Annotated in this window: 14 protein-coding genes and 1 other RNA gene; 4 read left to right on the top strand and 11 right to left on the bottom strand. The window is 72.1% G+C overall.

The genetic code is table 11. From position 1 onward, the window contains the following. Window positions 1–290: 290 nt before the first annotated feature. Window positions 291–1,523: a serine hydrolase domain-containing protein gene (locus tag ACY1JF_RS23220; RefSeq protein WP_462707136.1), complete on the top strand. Its 1,233-nt coding sequence runs from the start codon at window positions 291–293 to the stop codon at window positions 1,521–1,523. 139 nt (window positions 1,524–1,662) lie between these two features. Here ACY1JF_RS23220 and ACY1JF_RS23215 read toward each other — a convergent pair whose 3' ends face one another. The 4 genes from ACY1JF_RS23215 to ACY1JF_RS23200 all read right to left on the bottom strand — a co-directional run bounded on the left by ACY1JF_RS23215 (window position 1,663) and on the right by ACY1JF_RS23200 (window position 7,731). Continuing rightward, a complete protein-coding gene (locus ACY1JF_RS23215) occupies window positions 1,663–2,937 on the bottom strand; it encodes an acyltransferase family protein (protein ID WP_462707135.1) in 1,275 nt (424 codons plus the stop codon). Continuing rightward, on the bottom strand, window positions 2,934–5,123 hold the full coding sequence (locus tag ACY1JF_RS23210; protein WP_462707134.1) for a glycosyltransferase: 2,190 nt from the start codon (window positions 5,121–5,123) through the stop codon (window positions 2,934–2,936). Before ACY1JF_RS23210 ends, ACY1JF_RS23215 begins: the two co-directional genes overlap by 4 nt. Then, entirely contained in the window at window positions 5,123–6,496 is a 1,374-nt protein-coding gene (locus ACY1JF_RS23205; protein ID WP_462707132.1) for a DNA polymerase III subunit gamma/tau domain-containing protein, read from the bottom strand. Before ACY1JF_RS23205 ends, ACY1JF_RS23210 begins: the two co-directional genes overlap by 1 nt. 269 nt (window positions 6,497–6,765) lie before the next feature. Next, window positions 6,766–7,731: a LysR family transcriptional regulator gene (locus ACY1JF_RS23200; protein ID WP_462707131.1), complete on the bottom strand. Its 966-nt coding sequence runs from the start codon at window positions 7,729–7,731 to the stop codon at window positions 6,766–6,768. A gap of 84 nt (window positions 7,732–7,815) precedes the next feature. Between ACY1JF_RS23200 and ACY1JF_RS23195 the strand changes: the two genes are divergently transcribed. Both ACY1JF_RS23195 and ACY1JF_RS23190 read left to right on the top strand, forming a co-directional pair. Beyond that, window positions 7,816–9,168, top strand: coding sequence for an MFS transporter (locus ACY1JF_RS23195; RefSeq protein WP_462707130.1), 1,353 nt, complete (start codon window positions 7,816–7,818; stop codon window positions 9,166–9,168). A gap of 544 nt (window positions 9,169–9,712) precedes the next feature. Next, the gene (locus tag ACY1JF_RS23190) at window positions 9,713–10,678 is read left to right on the top strand and encodes a LacI family DNA-binding transcriptional regulator (RefSeq protein WP_462707141.1); all 966 of its coding nucleotides are present in this window, start codon (window positions 9,713–9,715) and stop codon (window positions 10,676–10,678) included. A gap of 70 nt (window positions 10,679–10,748) precedes the next feature. On the opposite strand, the gene ssrA is transcribed toward ACY1JF_RS23190, so the two are convergent. From ssrA to ftsE, 5 genes are all read right to left on the bottom strand, one after another. Beyond that, window positions 10,749–11,148, bottom strand: a transfer-messenger RNA (tmRNA) gene (gene ssrA, locus ACY1JF_RS23185). A 99-nt stretch (window positions 11,149–11,247) separates the two neighbouring features. Continuing rightward, the gene (gene smpB / locus ACY1JF_RS23180; protein ID WP_462707140.1) at window positions 11,248–11,787 is read right to left on the bottom strand and encodes an SsrA-binding protein SmpB; all 540 of its coding nucleotides are present in this window, start codon (window positions 11,785–11,787) and stop codon (window positions 11,248–11,250) included. A 74-nt stretch (window positions 11,788–11,861) separates the two neighbouring features. Further along, complete coding sequence (locus tag ACY1JF_RS23175) at window positions 11,862–13,055, bottom strand: S41 family peptidase (RefSeq protein WP_462707129.1); 1,194 nt, start codon at window positions 13,053–13,055, stop codon at window positions 11,862–11,864. Window positions 13,056–13,123: 68 nt separating this feature from the next. Beyond that, window positions 13,124–14,041 carry a permease-like cell division protein FtsX gene (ftsX, locus tag ACY1JF_RS23170; RefSeq protein WP_462707128.1) on the bottom strand — a complete coding sequence of 306 codons (918 nt, stop codon included), beginning with the start codon at window positions 14,039–14,041 and terminating at the stop codon, window positions 13,124–13,126. A 238-nt stretch (window positions 14,042–14,279) separates the two neighbouring features. Next, window positions 14,280–14,969 (bottom strand): cell division ATP-binding protein FtsE, encoded by a 690-nt coding sequence (gene ftsE / locus ACY1JF_RS23165; protein ID WP_462707127.1) that lies wholly within the window; start codon window positions 14,967–14,969, stop codon window positions 14,280–14,282. A 279-nt stretch (window positions 14,970–15,248) separates the two neighbouring features. Here ftsE and ACY1JF_RS23160 point away from each other — a divergent pair, with 279 nt between their 5' ends. Next, window positions 15,249–15,449, top strand: a complete 201-nt coding sequence (locus tag ACY1JF_RS23160; protein WP_462707126.1) for a hypothetical protein — start codon at window positions 15,249–15,251, stop codon at window positions 15,447–15,449. 111 nt (window positions 15,450–15,560) lie between these two features. Here ACY1JF_RS23160 and ACY1JF_RS23155 read toward each other — a convergent pair whose 3' ends face one another. Together ACY1JF_RS23155 and prfB are read right to left on the bottom strand one after the other, a co-directional pair. Beyond that, entirely contained in the window at window positions 15,561–16,208 is a 648-nt protein-coding gene (locus tag ACY1JF_RS23155) for a hypothetical protein (RefSeq protein ID WP_462707125.1), read from the bottom strand. A 311-nt stretch (window positions 16,209–16,519) separates the two neighbouring features. Then, the gene (prfB, locus tag ACY1JF_RS23150; protein ID WP_462707124.1) at window positions 16,520–17,626 is read right to left on the bottom strand and encodes a peptide chain release factor 2; all 1,107 of its coding nucleotides are present in this window, start codon (window positions 17,624–17,626) and stop codon (window positions 16,520–16,522) included. Window positions 17,627–17,656: the final 30 nt, after the last annotated feature.

Genomic DNA, 17,656 nt, shown 5'->3' with positions numbered 1-17,656 from the left:
CACAGGCAGCAACGGCCGGACGAACTCCCACTCCGCATCGGACAGTTCATGACGACGTATCACCCGACCATGATCCACCATGCAAGATCAATTGAAGACGCCCCCTAGCGCCGGTTCCTTGATGCCGGGCATTCGGTGTGTCGCGAGCGTATCGAAAATCGCATACGCCACCGCATCAGTCCTCCGTCTTCAGTGGAGGCACGGACCACATGGGCGGGTGATCGGCTGCCGACAGCGGTCGCCGTCAGGCCCGCAACGGTCGGTCCGTCGATCAGGAAAGGACCGTGATCATGAACTCGGATTTCGTACGTGGTATCGATCGGCGGCGGCTGCTCGGAGGCGGGTTGGCGGCTGCCGGCGTGGTGGCGGCCGGAACGCCGCTGGTGGGCGCCCAACCGGGTCACGCCGACCCGGCCCCCACCGACTCCGACACCCCGCCGGACACCCGTCCCGGCGGAGCCTACGACCAGTACGTGGCGAAGCTGGCCGCCGAGGGGAAGTTCTCCGGCGTGGTGCTGTTGTCGCACCGGGGCCGGACGGTGCTGTCCCGCAGCTACGGCGTGGCCGACAAGGAGGAGGAGATCCGCAACAGCGAGGGCGTCGCGTTCAGCCTCAGCTCGGCGGGCAAGCCGTTCGGCGCGGTGGCCATCCTGCGGCTGGCACAGCAGGGCGAGCTGAGCCTGTCGGACACGGTGGGCACCCACCTGAAGGGCTTCGTCAAGGACGTCGCCGAGCAAGTGACCATCCACCACCTGCTCTCCGGCACCTCCGGGCTGAGCACCCCGGATGAGGACGTGCAACGCATCTTCCAGAGCCGGGAGGAAGTGCACGAGTACTACGAGCAGTGGGTCCGGCGGTCCAAGCTGGTGGCTGCCCCCGGCACTGTCACCAGCCACTCCGGCGCCGATGTCGGCATCCCCGCGTTGATCGTGGAGGCCGTGAGCGGCAGGACGTACTGGGAATACGTGCAGGAGAACATCTTCGGGCGCTGTGGCATGACCGGCACGGCGTTCTACACCAGGCCGCAGTGGCTCACCGACGAGCACATCGCGCACCCGTACATGACGCTGGCCGACGGCAGCCAGGTGGACGCGCTCCGCAATCTGGACCAGGGCAGCCAGTCCCCGGACGTACTGGGCAAGAACCCGGGCCGCAGCTTCATCGATGCTCCCGGGGACGGGGGCTTCGCCACCGCGCCGGATCTGGTCCGGTTCGCGCACGCGTTGGGCGACGGCACGGTGCTGGACCGGCCCTGGGCAGAGTTGCTCACCGGGGCCAAGATCCCCCACAGCGGTTCGTCGTTCGGGGCCTACGGCATGCCGGTCCGTATCGTCAACGGCCAGTGGGTGTTCGGGCGCGGCGGTGGCAACCCCGGTGTCAGCGCCAACTGGAACATCTACCCGTACACCGGCTGGGTCGGCGTAGTCCTCGGCAACTGCGACGGCATGCCGCTGCAGGAGATCACCGAGCGGGAGACGCAGGCCATCACCGGGGCTTCGCCCGGCGACGGGGATGGTGGTTGAAAACGGGCGGGGCTCCACACCCGCCCCGGCTCACGCGCCAACACTTCGGTCCGAAGTGTTGGCGGTTCGGCGATGACCCACCCCGCGGACGTACGCCGAGCCGTACATGACCAATAGGCCGGCGCCACCGCCTGCTGCGTCAGGCGTGCCGCGCCCCCGCGGCAGGTCGGCGTCGCATCCGCTTCGCCCCGTTCGGCCACAGTCGCGGCTTCCGCTTGGCCGCGATGTCCTCGACCCAGCCCACCGCGAGGATCACCAGGCCGATCAGGGGCCAGATGAGGAAGAACGACCAGAGCATGTAGGTGGCGTCCAGGGCCTGCATGCCGCGTTCGCTCTGCAGGAAGGGCAGTTCGTAGGCGAGGTCGATGAGCGGGAACGTGAACATGAGCAGCAGGTTGTGCCAGAGGTAGATAGTGACGGCCCGGTTGTTCGAGAGCGTCACCAGCCGGTCCCACTTCCTCAGGGCGCCGGGGAGTTCCTGCCAGGACGGGGAGTACTGGAGCAGGATCGCCACGAACCCGAAGGACCAGGTGGCCTGGGCGAGCGGGATGTCGTTGAGGTCCCAGCCGTCGGAACCCTGGTGGTGCGAGGCCCACCACAGGCCGAAGGCCATGACCAGCGCCGAGCAGGAGACGGAGACATAGCGCGGGACCTGCTTCAGCATTCCCTCCTGGTGGGCGAAACCCAGCACCCAGCATCCCCCGTAGACCGCGAAGTCGCTGACCGCGTTGCCGGTCTCACCCGGAATGGTCACCAGGCCGGTGCCGACGATCGCGGTCAGGCCCAGCGGCGCGAGCAGCGTCGGCCACGGTGCCCGGCGGAACGCCCACAGCAGCAGCGGGGAGGCCAGGACGAACCACAGGTAGGCCCGTAGATACCAGAGCACGCCCGCGGCCGAGTCAGCCCAGGTGTCCTCGATCAGCCCCCCTGGGAAGCCGGACTCCCAGGGATAGGGCGGGGCACCGATCGGGACGATGTAGTTGAACAGCTCGACCAAGCCCCAGGTGCCGCCGTGGTCCGGGTCCTCCGCGGGGTTCCAGCCTCCTGCGAACAGCAGCCCCAGCACCACCGCGCTGAACACCCACAGCGGCGGCAGCAGGCGGCGGATCCGGCCGCGGATCACGCTCAGCGCGGGCCGCTTGAGCGACCGGGCCATCAGTGAGCCCGCCAGCGCGAACATCACGCCCATCGACGGGAACACCACCGACAGCCACGCCCAGCCGAACAGGTGGTAGACGACGACGCGGACCAGGGCGAGGGAACGCAGCAGGTCGAGGTAGCGGTCGCGGCCCGGCTTGGCGGGGGCGGCGGACTCGGTCTGCGGCGGAGGCGCGGCGTCCGCCGTGCGCTGCCGCGGGAAGTCGTACGACGCCTCGGGCGTTCCCGGGGTGCCGGTCGTGTAGCCGTGGGTCATGCCACGGGCCTCCGATCATCGCTGCGGCGCTGCGCCGGTATCCCGCCGGGCGCCTCGACGACCCCCGTCCGCCGCAGCTTCTGCCAGCGCAGCCGGCCGCCGGTCAGCGCGGTGATCCAGGACTGGAGCAGCACGACGTACATGAGCTGGCGGTAGAGGATCTGCTGGAGGGGCAGCGAGATCAGGTGGGTCATGCGTTCGCGGTCCAGGCGGAAGGCGTACGCCGCGCAGACCGCCTGGAGCGCCAGGACGCCCAGCCAGGCGCCGATCGTCTTCTCGGTCGGGCCGAAGATGATGCCGTAGAGGAGGAAGATGTCGATCAGGGGGGCCAGGAGGGGGGCCACGACCATGAACAGGGACACGAAGGGCAGGCCCACGCGGCCGAAGCGGCCCGAGGGGCCCTTGTCGACGACCGCGCGGCGGTGCTTCCAGATGGCCTGCATCGTGCCGTACGACCAGCGGTAGCGCTGGGACCAGAGCTGCTGGACGGTCTCGGGGGCCTCGGTCCAGGCGCGGGCGTTCTCCGCGTAGACGACCTTCCAGCCGTCGCGGTGCAGCGCCATCGTGACGTCGGTGTCCTCGGCGAGGGTGTCGTCGCTCATGCCGCCGATCCGCTCCAGGGCGGAGCGGCGGAACGCGCCGACCGCGCCGGGGATGGTCGGCATGCAGCCCAGGACGTCGTACATACGGCGGTCCAGGTTGAAGCCCATCACGTACTCGATGTGCTGCCAGGCGCCGATGAGGCTGTCCTTGTTGCCGACCTTGGCGTTGCCGGCCACCGCGCCGACCTTCGGGTCGCCGAAGGGCTGGACGAGTTCGCGGACGGTGGAGGGTTCGAAGACCGTGTCGCCGTCCATCATCACGACGATGTCGTGGGAGGCGTTGGCCAGGCCCCGGTTGAGGGCCGCCGGCTTGCCCGCGTTGAGCTGGCGGACGACCCGTACGTTGGGCAGGCCCATCGCCTCGACGATGCGGGCGGTGCCGTCCGTGGAGCCGTCGTCGACGACGACGATCTCGATGGGGTGGTCGCTCGACATCAGGGAACGGACGGTGTTCTCGATGCACTTGGCCTCGTTGTAGGCCGGGACCAGCACCGACACCGGTTCGGTGACCGGCGGTCCCCAGGCGAAGTTCCGGCGGCGCACCTTGCGGGCGTGCGCGAAGGAGAGCAGCAGCATCAGGCCGAACCGGCCGATGACCAGCGTGCCGACGACCGCGAGGCCGGCGACCAGGCCGTCCGTGACCTTCTCCGACGCCTGGACCAGGAAGATCCACGCCTTGGCCTTCCACAGGCCGGCGCCGGTGACCGGGGAGTGCGCGCTGGGCAGGTCCAGGGCCTCGGAGAGGTTGGCGAACTCGTACCCCTCCTCCTGGAGGCCGGGCAGGAACCGGTCCAGCGCCTGCACGGTCTGGTGGCGGTCGCCGCCGGAGTCGTGCATCAGGACGATGGCGCCCTTGCCGCCGTGCGGGGTGGCGCGGCGGATGATCTCGTCGACGCCGGGCTTCTTCCAGTCCTCGCTGTCGGTGTTGTTGACGACGGTGAGGTAGCCGCGGGAGCCGATGTACTCCGTCACCGGCCAGGACTTGTTGTCCATGGCGTCGGCGAAGGAGGAGTACGGCGGGCGGAAGAGGGAGGTGCGGATGCCGGCCGCGCCGGTGAGGGCGAGCTGGTTCTGCGACAGCTCCCAGTCGATGCGGGACTGCGACTGGTAGGAGAGGTCGGGGTGGTTGAAGGTGTGCAGGCCCACCTCGTGGCCCTCGTCGACCATCCGCTGGACCAGGTCCGGGTAGCGGGAGGCCATGGTGCCGGTGACGAAGAACACGGCGTGCGCGTGGTGCTTCTTCAGCACGTCCAGGACCTTCGGGGTCCAGGTCGGGTCGGGGCCGTCGTCGAAGGTGAGGACCAGCTTGTGGTCGGGCACGCTCAGCGAGTCGGTCCGGCCGGCCCGGGTGTCGATGACCGGGCCGCCCTCCAGGATCTTCTCCGGCACCCGGTCGGTGGCGGCGGGCGGCTGGACGCGGTGGTCGGCGAGGATCTCGCTGTGCACGTAGCCGCGCAGCATGAGCATCGCCATCAGGGCGACGAGGACGAGCACCGGCAGCAGCAGGCGCAGCGGCAGACGGCGTCGCCGGGAGCCGCCACGGGCTCGGGGGGCGGCGCCGTGGCGACGGGTGGGGGCGGCCATCAGTAGGTGTACTCCACGAGCGGTGAGCGGGGGGAAGAGGTGTCGGCCGGGGCCTGGGCGAGGGTGCCGGGGTCGTCGCCGATGCCCGCGATGCCGCCGGTGGACTCGGTCGGGTCGGGGGTGGTGCCGTCGTCGTCCGTCGCGGTCGGGTCGGGCGAACCGGCGGCCGGTTCCGTGGCCGTGCCGGTCGGGTCGGGCTCGGTCGCGCCGCCGCCCTGGGAGGGCGTGGTCTCGGTGGCGGTCGGCCCGGGGTCGGCCTCGGTCTCCGTCTGTCCGGTCGCGGGCGCGGTGCCGGTCACGGCGGCGCCGGTGGCCGGGAGCTGCTCCTCCACGCCGGTGGCGGAGGGCGTGGTCCGCGGTGAGGGGCTGCCGGTGGCGGAGGGGTCCGCCGATCCGGTGGGCAGCGGGGTGGTGTCGACCTTGCCGGCCGGCTTGCCGTCCTCCTGGCCCGGTACGGGCAGCCAGGGCGCGTCGGAGGTGCCCGACAGGAGGGTCACGACCATGACGACGGCGTAGACGGCGCAGGCGAGGCCGACGGCTATGCCTATCCGGCGGTAGAGGCGGATGCGGCGGCCCGACTCGTCGACGAAGACCGGCCGGTCGGCCGCGTCGGCGGACACCGGTCCGCCCGCCGCCCGCCGCAGCACCCCGTCACCGAGCTGGACGGCGTCGAGCTGGACGGTCACCTCGTGCGGGTCGTGCTGCCCCCGCCCGTCCGCGGCGAGGGCACCGCCCCCCGGGCCGGGAGCGCCGCGGCCCGGGCCGGGAGCGGTGGCTGCCCCGCCGAGGGCGCCGCCGTCCTCCTGCCAGGGGTCGCGTACGGGGGCGGGAGCGCTGGGCAGCACGTCCGTGACGGCGGTGGGGGCGGGGACGGAGGCGGTGGCGGTGGCGGGCCTGGGGAGCTTGGGCCAGCCGCTCGCCGTGACGGCGGGGGCGGCGGGCCGCCCGTCCACGACGCCGGTCCCGGTCGGGGAGGGGGGTGCGGGTACGGGTGCCGTGGACGGCGGTACGTCCCCGGGAGCGCCGGCGGCCGGGCCAGAACCCTTGCGCGGCGTGTCCGCCGGGCCACCGGAACCGGACGCCGCGGGCAGCACGGCGGTGGAGTCGGCCGGTGCGTGCACGAGCGGCAGGACCGCGGTGGCGTCGACGGGGCCACCCACGGCCGGCAGCACGTCCGTGACACCGACCGATCCACCCACGGCCGGCAGCACGTCCGTGACACCGACCGATCCACTCACCGACGGCAGCACGTCCGTGACACCGGCATCCGCCCCGGCACCACCCGTGGCATCGCCGCCGCTGGTGCCGTCACCGGCGGGACCGGCCTCGGCGGCGCCTCCGCCGAACCAGGAGATCTCACTTCCCGCGGACACCCCCGCTCCCGTCTTCGGGAACCGCCGTGTCCCCGACGCGGTCTCGGGCCACTCCGGTTGGGCGTCTTTCTGCCAATTTTCCACGCGCCGCACTTCCCCCTACGAGCAGGTACCGGGTGCGCCACGACTCCGAGCACCCGCTGAGCTAACCGGCCCCCACCAGGTTCAAGCGCCCCCACTACCACACAGTTCTCCGGGGACGAATGTAGCGCACCGGCCGACAACGTGTCGGCCAGGTGCTCATTTATTAAGACGACATCACCATCCCATCAAGGTGTCATCACGTCCGCGTCAGCGGCTGGAATCCATCCCTCCAAGGGCCGTCGCAGCCACCCCTCCTCCGCCGCGACCCGCTCCGCCGCCCGCCGCAGCGCCCGCAGCGCCGGGTGGACCAGCCCCTTTCGCCACACCAGGGAGACGGGCGACAGCGGCACCGGATCGACCAGTGGCCGCACCACGGTCGCGGGCATGGCCGGAAAACCCGTCACGGCGAGGACCGGATGCCGCGTCTTCGCCATCAGCCGCTCGAACTCCTCCTCCCCCACCGCCAGGGGGGCCGGCGGCGCCACCGCGATGCCGCGCCCCTCGAAGAGCCGGCGGGCGAGGTCGGTCCACTCCGGCGTACGGTCGTTGCCCGCGCCGGCGTACACGGTCTCCCCCGCCAGCGCGGCCAGCGGCACTTCGGACAGCGGCGCCAGCGGGTGGTCCTCGGGCAGGATGACGGCCATCGGCTCGTACCGCACCGGCTGCTGTTCGAGGCCCGCCCGCAGGGCCGGTGCCAGACCGGCGAACCGTCCGAAGGAGGCGTCCAGGCGGCCCGCCGCGATCTCGGCGGCAGCCCAGGTCAGCCCGCTCTCGTACCGGGCCATCAGCTCCAGTTCGGGGACGAGCGACCGGGCCCGGTGCAGCACCCGGCGTCCGGTGCCCAGGCCCGGCGAGTTGAGGTCCACCAGCAGCGGTCGGGCCTGTCCGAAGGCGGCCAGCAACTCGTCCTGCGCCTGGAGCGCGCGGCGCGCGTACGGCAGCAGCCGCTCTCCGTCGGCCGTCAGCGTCACCTGCCGGGTGGAGCGGACGAACAGCTCCGCGCCCAGTGCGCGTTCGAGGCGCCGCACGTCCCGGCTGAGCGCCTGCTGGGCGACGTACAGCCGGTGCGCGGCGCGCGTGAAGTGCAGCTCCTCGGCGACGGCGACGAAGGCGCGCAGGAGGCGGGGTTCGAGGTGGCTGGGCGCGGGCACCCGCAGAATCTACAACGGGAGTGCGTGAATCGGGACCCAGGAGGTGTTGGACCCCGCGCCCGGCCACGGACGACGGTGGGGCCCATGCCGCGCCGGACCCCGCCCCGCCCCCGCCCCTGCGACCGCCCCGCGGTCACCATGGCCGTCACCGCCGACAGCCTGGTCACCGCCGACTTCCGCCCCCGCGCCCGTCCCCGCGGGCAGCGCCGGGCCACCCGGGACCGCCCGGCCGGCCCCTACCGCCGGCTCCTGTCCGTGCCCGGCGCGCGGGCCTTCACGGCCGGCAACCTCGTCGCCCGCCTGCCCCAGGGCATGTTCAGCGTGAGCGCGGTCGTCATGATCTCCGGCACCCGGGGTTCGTACGCCCTGGCCGGCGCGGTCGTCGCCACCGGGCTGGCGGTGACCACGGTGGTCGCCCCGCTGCTCGCGCGGCTCGTCGACCGGCACGGCCAGGCCCGGGTCGCCGTGCCCGCCACCCTGGTCACCGTCCTCGGCGCCCTCGCCCTGGCGCTCTGCGTCCGCCGGGGCGCCCCCGACTGGACCCTGTTCGCCGCGCAGATCGCCACCGCCGCCACCCCCAACACCGGCGGCATGGCCCGCGCCCGCTGGAACCACCTGCTGCGCGGCGACCCCGCCGCCCTGCACACCGCCAACTCCTTCGAACAGGCCGCCGACGAGCTGTGCTACATGCTCGGTCCGGTGGTGGCGGCCTTCCTGTGCACGGCGCTCTTCCCGGAGGCGGGCACGCTCGTCGCCGCGACGCTGCTGATGACCGGCGTCCTGCTGTTCACCGCCCAGCGCGCCACCGAGCCGCCCGCCCGGCCCGGCGCGTCTGCCGGGAAGGCCCCGCTGCGCGCCCCCGGCATCCCCCCGCTGCTGGCCGTGTGCCTGGCGACGGGCGCGGTGTTCGGCGCGCTGGAGGTGGTGACGATCGCGTTCGCGGACGCGCGGGGGCACCGTGCGGCGGCCGGTGCGGTGCTGGCGCTCCAGGCGGGCGGGTCGTGCGTGGCCGGACTGCTGTTCGGGGCGCTGCGGCCGGCCGGTCCCGCCGCGTCCCGGCTGGTCCGGTGCGTCGCGGCGATGACCGCCCTGATGACGCTGCCCCTGCTCGCGGCGGCCGGCACCGGTTCGCTGCCGCTGCTGGCCGCTGCCCTGCTGCTGGCCGGCATGGCGACCGCCCCGACGATGGTCACGACGATGACGCTGGTCCAGCGACGCACCCCCGAGGGCCGCCTCAACGAGGGCATGACCCTGGCGGTGACCGGCCTGCTCGGCGGCGTCGCCTGCGGCAGCGCGGCCGGCGGCTGGACGGTGGAGCACGTCTCGGCCACGGCCGGGTACGGCGTCCCGGTCACCGCGGCGGCGGTGGCACTGCTGCTGGCGCTGACGGCGTCGAACCGCTCCCGCTCACCCCGGCCCGGCACCCCGGCCCCGTGAAACCGACCCCACGCGCCCCGCGCCCGGCACCCCGGCCCCGTGAACCCACCCCACGCGCCCCGCACCCAGCACCCCGGCCCCGTGAACCCACCCCACGCGCCCCGCACCCAGCACCCCGGCCCCGTGAACCCGACCCTGCACATCCGTCATCCCGACCCCACGCGCCCCGCCCGCACACCCGACCCCGCACACCCCAACCTCACGGACCCCACTCCGCATCCCACAGCCCCCGACCCCCACGGACCCCACGCCCGACACCCCGACCCCACGCACCCCGACCCCACGCACCCCGACCCCGCACACCCCACGCCCAGCACCCCGCCCAGGCGGCACACCCCACCCCCGGCGGCACGCCCCACGGGCCGCGCACCGCCCATTGACGTCTTCGCCCACCGCGCCTACCTTCCTCCGTCCGACCGCCTCCGGAGGAACCGACCATGCCGACCACGCCGACCGCACCGACCGCACCAGCCACACCGACCGCACCGACCACGCTGATCTCGCCGACCGCACCGATCTCACCGACCGCACCGGGCACCGGCTGATGGCCCGGATCACCGACGTGGCCCGGCGCGCGGGGGTCTCCCCCAGCACCGTCTCCTACGCCCTCAGCGGCAAGCGCCCGATCTCCGCTCAGACCCGGCGGCGCGTCGAGGCGGCCGTCCGCGAGCTGGGCTACCGTCCGCGCTCCGGTTCCCCGACCGGTGTGCTGGGGCTGCTGCTCCCGCTGCCCACCGGGACGTGGCCGCCGGCGGCGACGGGCTGCGCGACGGCGGTGGTCACCGCCGCCCGCGCCCACGGTCACGACGTCCTGCTGATCACCCGGGAGGAGGGGGAGCGGTCGCCGCACCATCCGGTGGACGCGCTGATCGTGATGGAGGTGGGGCTGCGCGACCCCCGCCTGCCGTCGCTGCGCGGCCGGCCCGCCGTACTGATCGGGGTGCCCGCCGAGCCCGAGGGGCTGACCTGCGTCGACCTCGACTTCCGGGCAGCCGGTGAACGGTGCGCCGCACGGCTGGCGGAGCTGGGGCACCGGGTGGTGGCGCTGGTCGGCGCGGCGCCGCAGGGGTACGCCCGGCACAGCGCCGCCGCCCACCGGGTGGTGCGGGGCTTCACGGCCGCCGCCGGCCGCGCCGGGCTGGTCCCGTCGGTGTGTCCGAGCGCCGCCGCGCCGGAGGCCGCCCGGGACACGGCCGAACGGCTGCTGCGGCTGCGCCCGGCGCCCACCGCCGTCGTCGTCCACCACGACGCGCTGCTGGCCCCCCTGATCGACGCCTTCGCACGCCTCGGCCGCCGGGTCCCCGGCGACCTGTCCGTGGTGGCGATCTGCCCGGACGACGTGGCCCTCGCGGCCCGGCCCCCGGTCACCTCGGTCACCGTCCCGGCCGCCGAGCTGGGCACCCGGGCCGTGGAACTGGCGGTCCAGGCCCTCACCGGCCCCGCCGCGCCCGGCGTACACCTGCTGCCGCCCCGGCTGACCGACCGCGCGAGCACGGCGCCCCCGGCATGAGCGCTCCCGGCATGAGCGCATGACGAAGGCCCCGTCGCTGTCTGCGACGGGGCCTTCGCCCACATGGGAACTGTGGAGATGGCGGGAATCGAACCCGCGTCCAACGGTGCGGAACCAGGGCTTCTCCGTGTGCAGTCCGCTTCGATTTTCTCGGCCCCGGAGATCACGCGGACAAGTCTCCGACGGGCTCAGTCACTGTGTGGTTTCCCTCTTCACCCCGTGACCGGGATCGAGGTTTAGTCCCCTAGCTGATGCCAGGATCCGGGTCGGGAACAGCCCCGGGCTGACACTCCCTTAGTAGGAGGCTCGCTCCGCTACCTGAGATCAGGCAGCGAGGGCGAAGGCCTGCTGGGAGGAATCGCGCTTGGTGTTGGCGATTATTTTTTTCGGCCTGTGGTTTACGAGATCATGGCCGCTTCCTCGACACGCTTCCCCTGCTTCGACAGCCGCTGTCGAAACCGATCATCCCCATGTTGAGTTTTCAATCCACCGCACCGGCGAGCGATGCGAGTGCCATCGTACGTGACCAACGCACGACCGTGCCAGCTTATTCCTGCGTCCCGGAGGGCTCAGCCCCGTTCCCGGCGCTTGATCGCCGAGATCGTCCGCTCCGCCTCCCGCCGGTCCTGCTTCTCGCGCAGCGTCTGGCGCTTGTCGTACTCCTTCTTGCCGCGCGCGAGCGCGATCTCGGCCTTGGCCCGGCCGTCCTTGAAGTACAGGGCGAGGGGGACGATCGTGTGCCCGGTCTCCTGGGACTTCGACTCCAGCTTGTCGATCTCCTCCCGGTGCAGCAGCAGCTTGCGCTTGCGGCGCGCGGAGTGGTTGGTCCAGCTGCCCTGGTGGTATTCGGGGATGTGGGCGTTGTGCAGCCACGCCTCGCCCCCGTCGATCTGGACGAACCCGTCGGCCAGCGAGGTCCGCCCCTCGCGCAGCGACTTGACCTCGGTGCCGGTGAGCACCATCCCGGCCTCGTAGGTGTCGATGATCGCGTAGTCGTGCCGGGCCTTCTTGTTCTGGGCGACGATCTTGCGCTTGCCGCCCTTCTCGCCGTCCCGGGCCTTGCCGCCCCCGCCGCCCTGCTTGGGCTGGGACTCCTTCGGTACGTACATTCCCTTGCTCATAGTGGGCCCATTTTCGCACTACGGAGGGGGGCCGGGGGAAGCCCGTCGCGCGGCCCGCGCGGTCAGCGCCCCAGTCCGTCCAGCACCGTCGCCGCCCGGTCCACGGCGGCGGTCCGGGCCGGGTCGATGTCCAGGTCCGGGGTGATGCCGGTGCTGTCGACGCCGCGGCCGGAGGGGGTGCGGTAGTGGCCGACGGTCAGTTCGGCCACCGAGCCGTCGGGGAGCCGGCTCGGCATCTGGACCGAGCCCTTGCCGAAGGTGCGGGAGCCCACGACGACCGCCCGGCCGCGGTCCTGGAGGGCCCCGGTGAGGAGTTCGGCCGCGCTCATCGTGCCGCCGTCGACGAGCGCGACCAGGGGTCTGGAGGTGTCGCCGCCGTCCTCGGCGTACAGGGCGTGCTGGTCGCCGTCGACGTCGTACGTGGCGACCAGGCCGCCGTCGAGGAAGGCGGAGGCCGCGGTGACCGCCTCGGCGACCAGACCGCCGGAGTTGCCGCGCAGGTCGAGGACGACGCCGGCGCCGGCCGGGATGTCGCGGACGGCACGGCGGACCTGGTCGCCGACGCCCTTGGTGAAGGAGGCGATGCGCACGACGCCGGCGCCGCTCGCGAGCCGCCGCACGGTCACCGGCTGGGTGCTCAGGCTGGCCCGGCGCAGCGTCTCGGTCCACGCGCGCGTGCCGCGCCGCAGGCCGAGCCGCACGGTGGTGCCGGCGGGCGCGTCGGTGGCGTCGCCGCGCAGCAGGGAGACGACCTCGGCGACCGGACGCCCGTCGACCTCCTCGCCGTCGACGCTGCGCAGCCGGTCGCCCGCGCGGATGCCGGCGCCGGCCGCGGGCGAGCCGGACCGCACCTTCGTGATCTCGATGCCACCGTCGCGCACGCGCCGCGCGGAGAGCCCGACGCCGGTGTACCGGCCGTCCAGGGCCTCTTCCAGCTCCTCGTACTCGCTGCGGGAGTAGACCGCGCCCCAGCGGTCGCCGCTGCGGCTGACCGCGCGCTCGGCGGCCTCCACGGGGGACTCGCCGTCGGCCATCGCCTCGGCCGCCGCGCGGGCCACCTCCCGGCGGGAAGCGGCGGAACCGGCGGCCGCGCCGGACCCCGCGGACGTCCGGGCCGTCCCGGCCGCCGCGTCCGGGCCGGCCTCGGGGAGCGAGCCGGTGGCCGCGCCGGCCGCCAGGACACCGGCGAACACCAGCGTCAGGGCGGCCCCGTGGCGGATGCGGCGGGGCGGGCGTAATGGGTCACGACCTGACATGCCGGTGAGTGTAGGACACGGCGAGAGGGCCGCACGGGAGCTTGCCCGTACGGCCCTCTTGACATGTGTCACACCTTCAAGTACTTGCGCAGCGCGAAGAACGCGGCCAACGCGGGCATCAGCACACTGGCGGCGATGATGAGCGGCAGCTTGGTCAGTACGGCGTCCCAGCCCACGAAGTTGATGAGGGTCAGCTTGTCGGACAGGGCCATGCCGTGGTCGATCGTGAAGTACCGGCCCACGACGAGGAACACGCACGCCAGGGCGCCGCCGATGGCGCCGGCGACGGCGGCCTCCATGATGAACGGCGCCTGGATGTAGAAGCCGGAGGCGCCGACCAGCCGCATGATGCCGGTCTCGCGGCGGCGGCTGAAGGCGGAGACGCGCACCGTGTTGACGATCAGCAGCAGGGCCACGACCAGCATGAGCACCATGACGCCGAGCGCCGCCCGGTTCATCAGGTTCAGCAGCTCGAAGAGGTTGTCCAGGATGCCCTTCTGGTCCTGCACGGACTGCACGCCGTCCCGCCCGTCGAAGGCGGTGGCGATCACCTGGTACTTCTCCGGGTCCTTCAGCTTGATGCGGTACGACTCCTGCATCTGGTCCGGCGTCAGGGAGCTGGCCAGCGGGGAGTCGCCGAACTGCTCCTTGTAGTGCTTGTACGCCTCGTCCTGCGACTCGTACGTCACGCTCTGGACGACCGACATGTCCTTGAGGTCGGCGAGGATCTGCTTCTTCTGGTCCTCGGTCACCGCGCCCTTGGCGCAGTTGGGGTCGGACTCGGCGTCGCTCTTGTTGCAGAGGAAGACGGAGACGTTGACCTTGTCGTACCAGTAGCCCTTCATGGTGTTGACCTGGTCGCTCATCAGCAGCGAACCGCCGAACAGGGCCAGGGAGAGGGCGACGGAGACGATGACCGCGAAGGTCATCGTCAGATTGCGGCGGAGACCTACACCGATCTCCGAGAGGACGAACTGGGCGCGCATGGCGTCTGGTTAAGCCTTTCCGTGGATGCCGGGCGTGCTGCGTGTCCGCGTGCTGGGGCCTGTCGTTCGGATCAGGACGCAGGGCATCGGCGGGACTTGCCCATGCCGGTGAGCGGGGCCTGGTGCGCGCAGCTGCGAGGCGGAGGAGGGAGTCGACGCGGAGCGTCGGCGAGTGACGACAACGCCGCAGACGCGCGCACCAGGCCCCGCGTCCGCGGCGTGGTCCGAACGACCGGCCCTAGTGCTGGTAGCCGTAGACACCGCGCGCCTGGTCGCGGACGAGGCGCCCCTTCTCCAGCTCGATGACGCGCTTGCGCATCTGGTCCACGATGTTCTGGTCGTGCGTCGCCATGATCACGGTGGTGCCCGTCCGGTTGATGCGGTCGAGCAGCTTCATGATGCCGACGGAGGTCTGCGGGTCGAGGTTGCCGGTGGGCTCGTCGGCGATGAGCAGCTTGGGCCGGTTGACGAACGCCCGCGCGATGGCCACGCGCTGCTGTTCACCACCGGACAGCTCGCCCGGCATGCGGTCCTCCTTGCCGCCGAGCCCGACGAGGTCGAGCACCTGGGGCACGGACTTGCGGATCTCGCCGCGGGACTTGCCGATGACCTCCTGGGCGAAGGCCACGTTCTCGCCGACCGTCTTGTTGGGCAGCAGGCGGAAGTCCTGGAAGACCGTCCCCAGCTGGCGCCGCATGTGCGGCACCTTCCAGTTGGACAGGCGGGCCAGGTCCTTGCCCAGGACGTGTACCTGGCCGTGGCTCGCCCGCTCCTCGCGCAGGACCAGCCGCAGGAAGGTGGACTTACCGGAGCCGGAGGACCCCACCAGGAAGACGAACTCGCCCTTCTCCACTTCCAGGGTGACGTCCCTGAGGGCGGGGCGGTTCTGTTTGGGGTAGGCCTTGGAGACGTTGTCGAATCGGATCACGGATGCACCACGGGTCGCCGGGGGTAGATGAGCGTGACCATACGCGAAGTGGGTAGGGGACCGCAGTCACCGGTCGGGGTTGCGTCGCGCTTGCGCGTTATGTCCGCGTCACCCGCGCGGGACGCGGCCGGGGAGCGCACGGGCGCCGCTGCGCGCCCGTGCGCCGTCCCCGGCGGGACCGCGCGCAGCGGCGCGCGGAACCTGGCACAGTGGAGGGGAACGTTCGCGGCGGCGCGGGCGTTGTGTGTGGGTGGAGACCGGTGCGAGGAGGGCGAGCGCATGACGTACGACCGGCTGGTGTGCGCGAACTGCGCGGCGCCCGTGAGCGAGGGCCGCTGCCCGGTGTGCCGGGCCAACCGTGAGCGGCTGCAGCAGCAGAGCTTCTTCGGCGGGCTGAACGGCCTGAGCCCGGCGGCGCTGATCGCCCTGCTCGCGGTGCTGGTGGCGGCGGTGGCCCTGCTGGCCCACCAGACCGCCTGACACCGGCGGGAGCCCGAGCGACGGCCGAGGGGCCCGGAGCGCCGTACGTACGCTCCGGGCCCCTCGGCCGCGGTGTGTCGCGTACGGCGTCCCGTACGCGGACGGTCACTCTCAGGCAGCGGCGCCCCGGCCGGCCATCAGGCGCGGCAGGAGGCGGAAGCCGACGCCTCCGGCGATCATCGTGGCGGCGCCGACGATGAGGAAGGTGGTCTCGGCGGCACCGGTCTCGGCGAGCTCCTCGCCGTCGCCCTGGGCCGAGGTCTGGGCGGCGGCGTCCGCGCCCGTGTCGGTCAGGGAGGAGGTGCCGGCGCCCTGGGCGGCGTTGTCGTTGCTGCCGCCGTCGGTGGTGGTGTTGTCGTTGCCGGTGTCGCCGTTGCCGGCGTTGCCGTTGTTGTCGTTGCCGGCGTTGCCGCCACCGTTCCCGCTGCCCGTGTCCTCGCTCGGGTCGTCGCTGGGCTCGACCGGGTTGTCGGTCGGGTCCTCGGTCGGGTCCTCAGTGGGGTCCTCGGTGGGCTGCTCCTGAGTCGGAGGCTCCGACGTGGGCGGCTGCTCCGTCGTGGGCTCCTCGCTGGGGATCTCGGTCGGAGGCGTGTCGCTCGGGGTCGGAGTCGGATCCGGCGTCTCTTCCGTGACACCCAGGCCGACCTCGACACCGATACCGGTCGCCGAGGCGGCACCCGCCGCGGTCAGCGAAGCGCCGGCGGCGATGATGGCGCCGGCCGCGAGCCGCGCGACACGGACCCGTGTCTTCTTGGTCATATGGTTGCTACCCCCAGTAGCTGAATCGTCAGTGTGGCGGCGTCTCGGGGCCGTGATCGACGGGAGTAGCAGCTCTGCGAAGCCCCCCGGTTCACATGCGCCCCAGAAACACGCATGCCGCGCATCACCTTTCCCATTTTCAAAGGAAACGTCAAGGTCGTTGCGCACACGATGTCCGGGTACGGGGCGTATGCCGGATACAAAGACTGTGAGCGTGATGTAAAACCCGGACATCGACCACAAGGAAAAGGCAACTGCCGCCACGGGGGCGGCAGTTGCCTTGTCGACAAAGCGGTGTACCCGCGACGCCGTTACTTCTCCTGCTGCTTGCGCCAGCGGATCCCGGCCTCCAGGAAGCCGTCGATCTCCCCGTTGAAGACGGACTCGGGATTGCCCACCTCGTACTCGGTGCGCAGGTCCTTGACCATCTGGTAGGGGTGCAGCACGTACGAACGCATCTGGTTGCCCCAGGAGTTGCCGCCGTCACCCTTGAGGGCGTCCATCTTGGCCTGCTCCTCCTGGCGGCGCCGCTCCAGCAGCTTGGCCTGGAGGACGTTCATCGCGGTCGCCTTGTTCTGGATCTGCGACCGCTCGTTCTGGCAGGAGACCACGATGCCGGTGGGCAGGTGGGTGAGGCGCACCGCCGAGTCGGTGGTGTTGACGCCCTGGCCGCCGGGGCCGGAGGAGCGGTAGACGTCCACCCGCAGTTCGGACTCGTCGATCTCGATGTGGTCGGTCTGCTCGACCACGGGCAGGATCTCGACGCCCGCGAAGGAGGTCTGGCGGCGGCCCTGGTTGTCGAAGGGCGAGATCCGCACCAGCCGGTGCGTGCCCTGCTCCACGGAGAGCGTCCCGTAGGCGTACGGCACCTGCACGGCGAAGGTGGTCGACTTGATGCCGGCCTCCTCCGCGTACGACGTCTCGTAGATCTCGGTCTTGTAGCCGTGCTGCTCGGCCCAGCGCAGGTACATCCGCTGGAGCTTCTCGGCGAAGTCCGCGGCGTCCACGCCGCCCGCCTCGGCGCGGATGTTGACCAGCGCCTCACGGGAGTCGTACTCGCCGGAGAGCAGGGTGCGGACCTCCATCTCGTCGAGGGCCTTGCGGACGGAGGCCAGCTCCGTCTCGGCCTCGGCGCGGGTGTCCGGGTCGTCCTCCTCCTCGGCCATCTCGAAGAGGACCGCGAGGTCGTCGATCCGGCCGCGCAGCGCCTCCGCCTTCCTGACCTCGGCCTGGAGGTGGGAGAGCTTGCTGGTGATCTTCTGCGCCTCGTCCGGGTTGTCCCACAGGGACGGCGCGGCCGCCTGCTCCTCGAGCACGGCGATGTCTGCCCTCATCCTGTCGAGGTCCAGGACGGCCTCGATCGACTCCATGGTCGAGGAGAGGGACTTCAGCTCTTCGGATACATCGACGACTGCCACGCCTCCAGCGTAACGGCTCCGCCGGGCGGC

Source organism: Streptomyces sp. SYSU D01066-1 (genome assembly GCF_054956795.1).
This window is presented reverse-complemented; position numbering and strand designations above follow the sequence as displayed.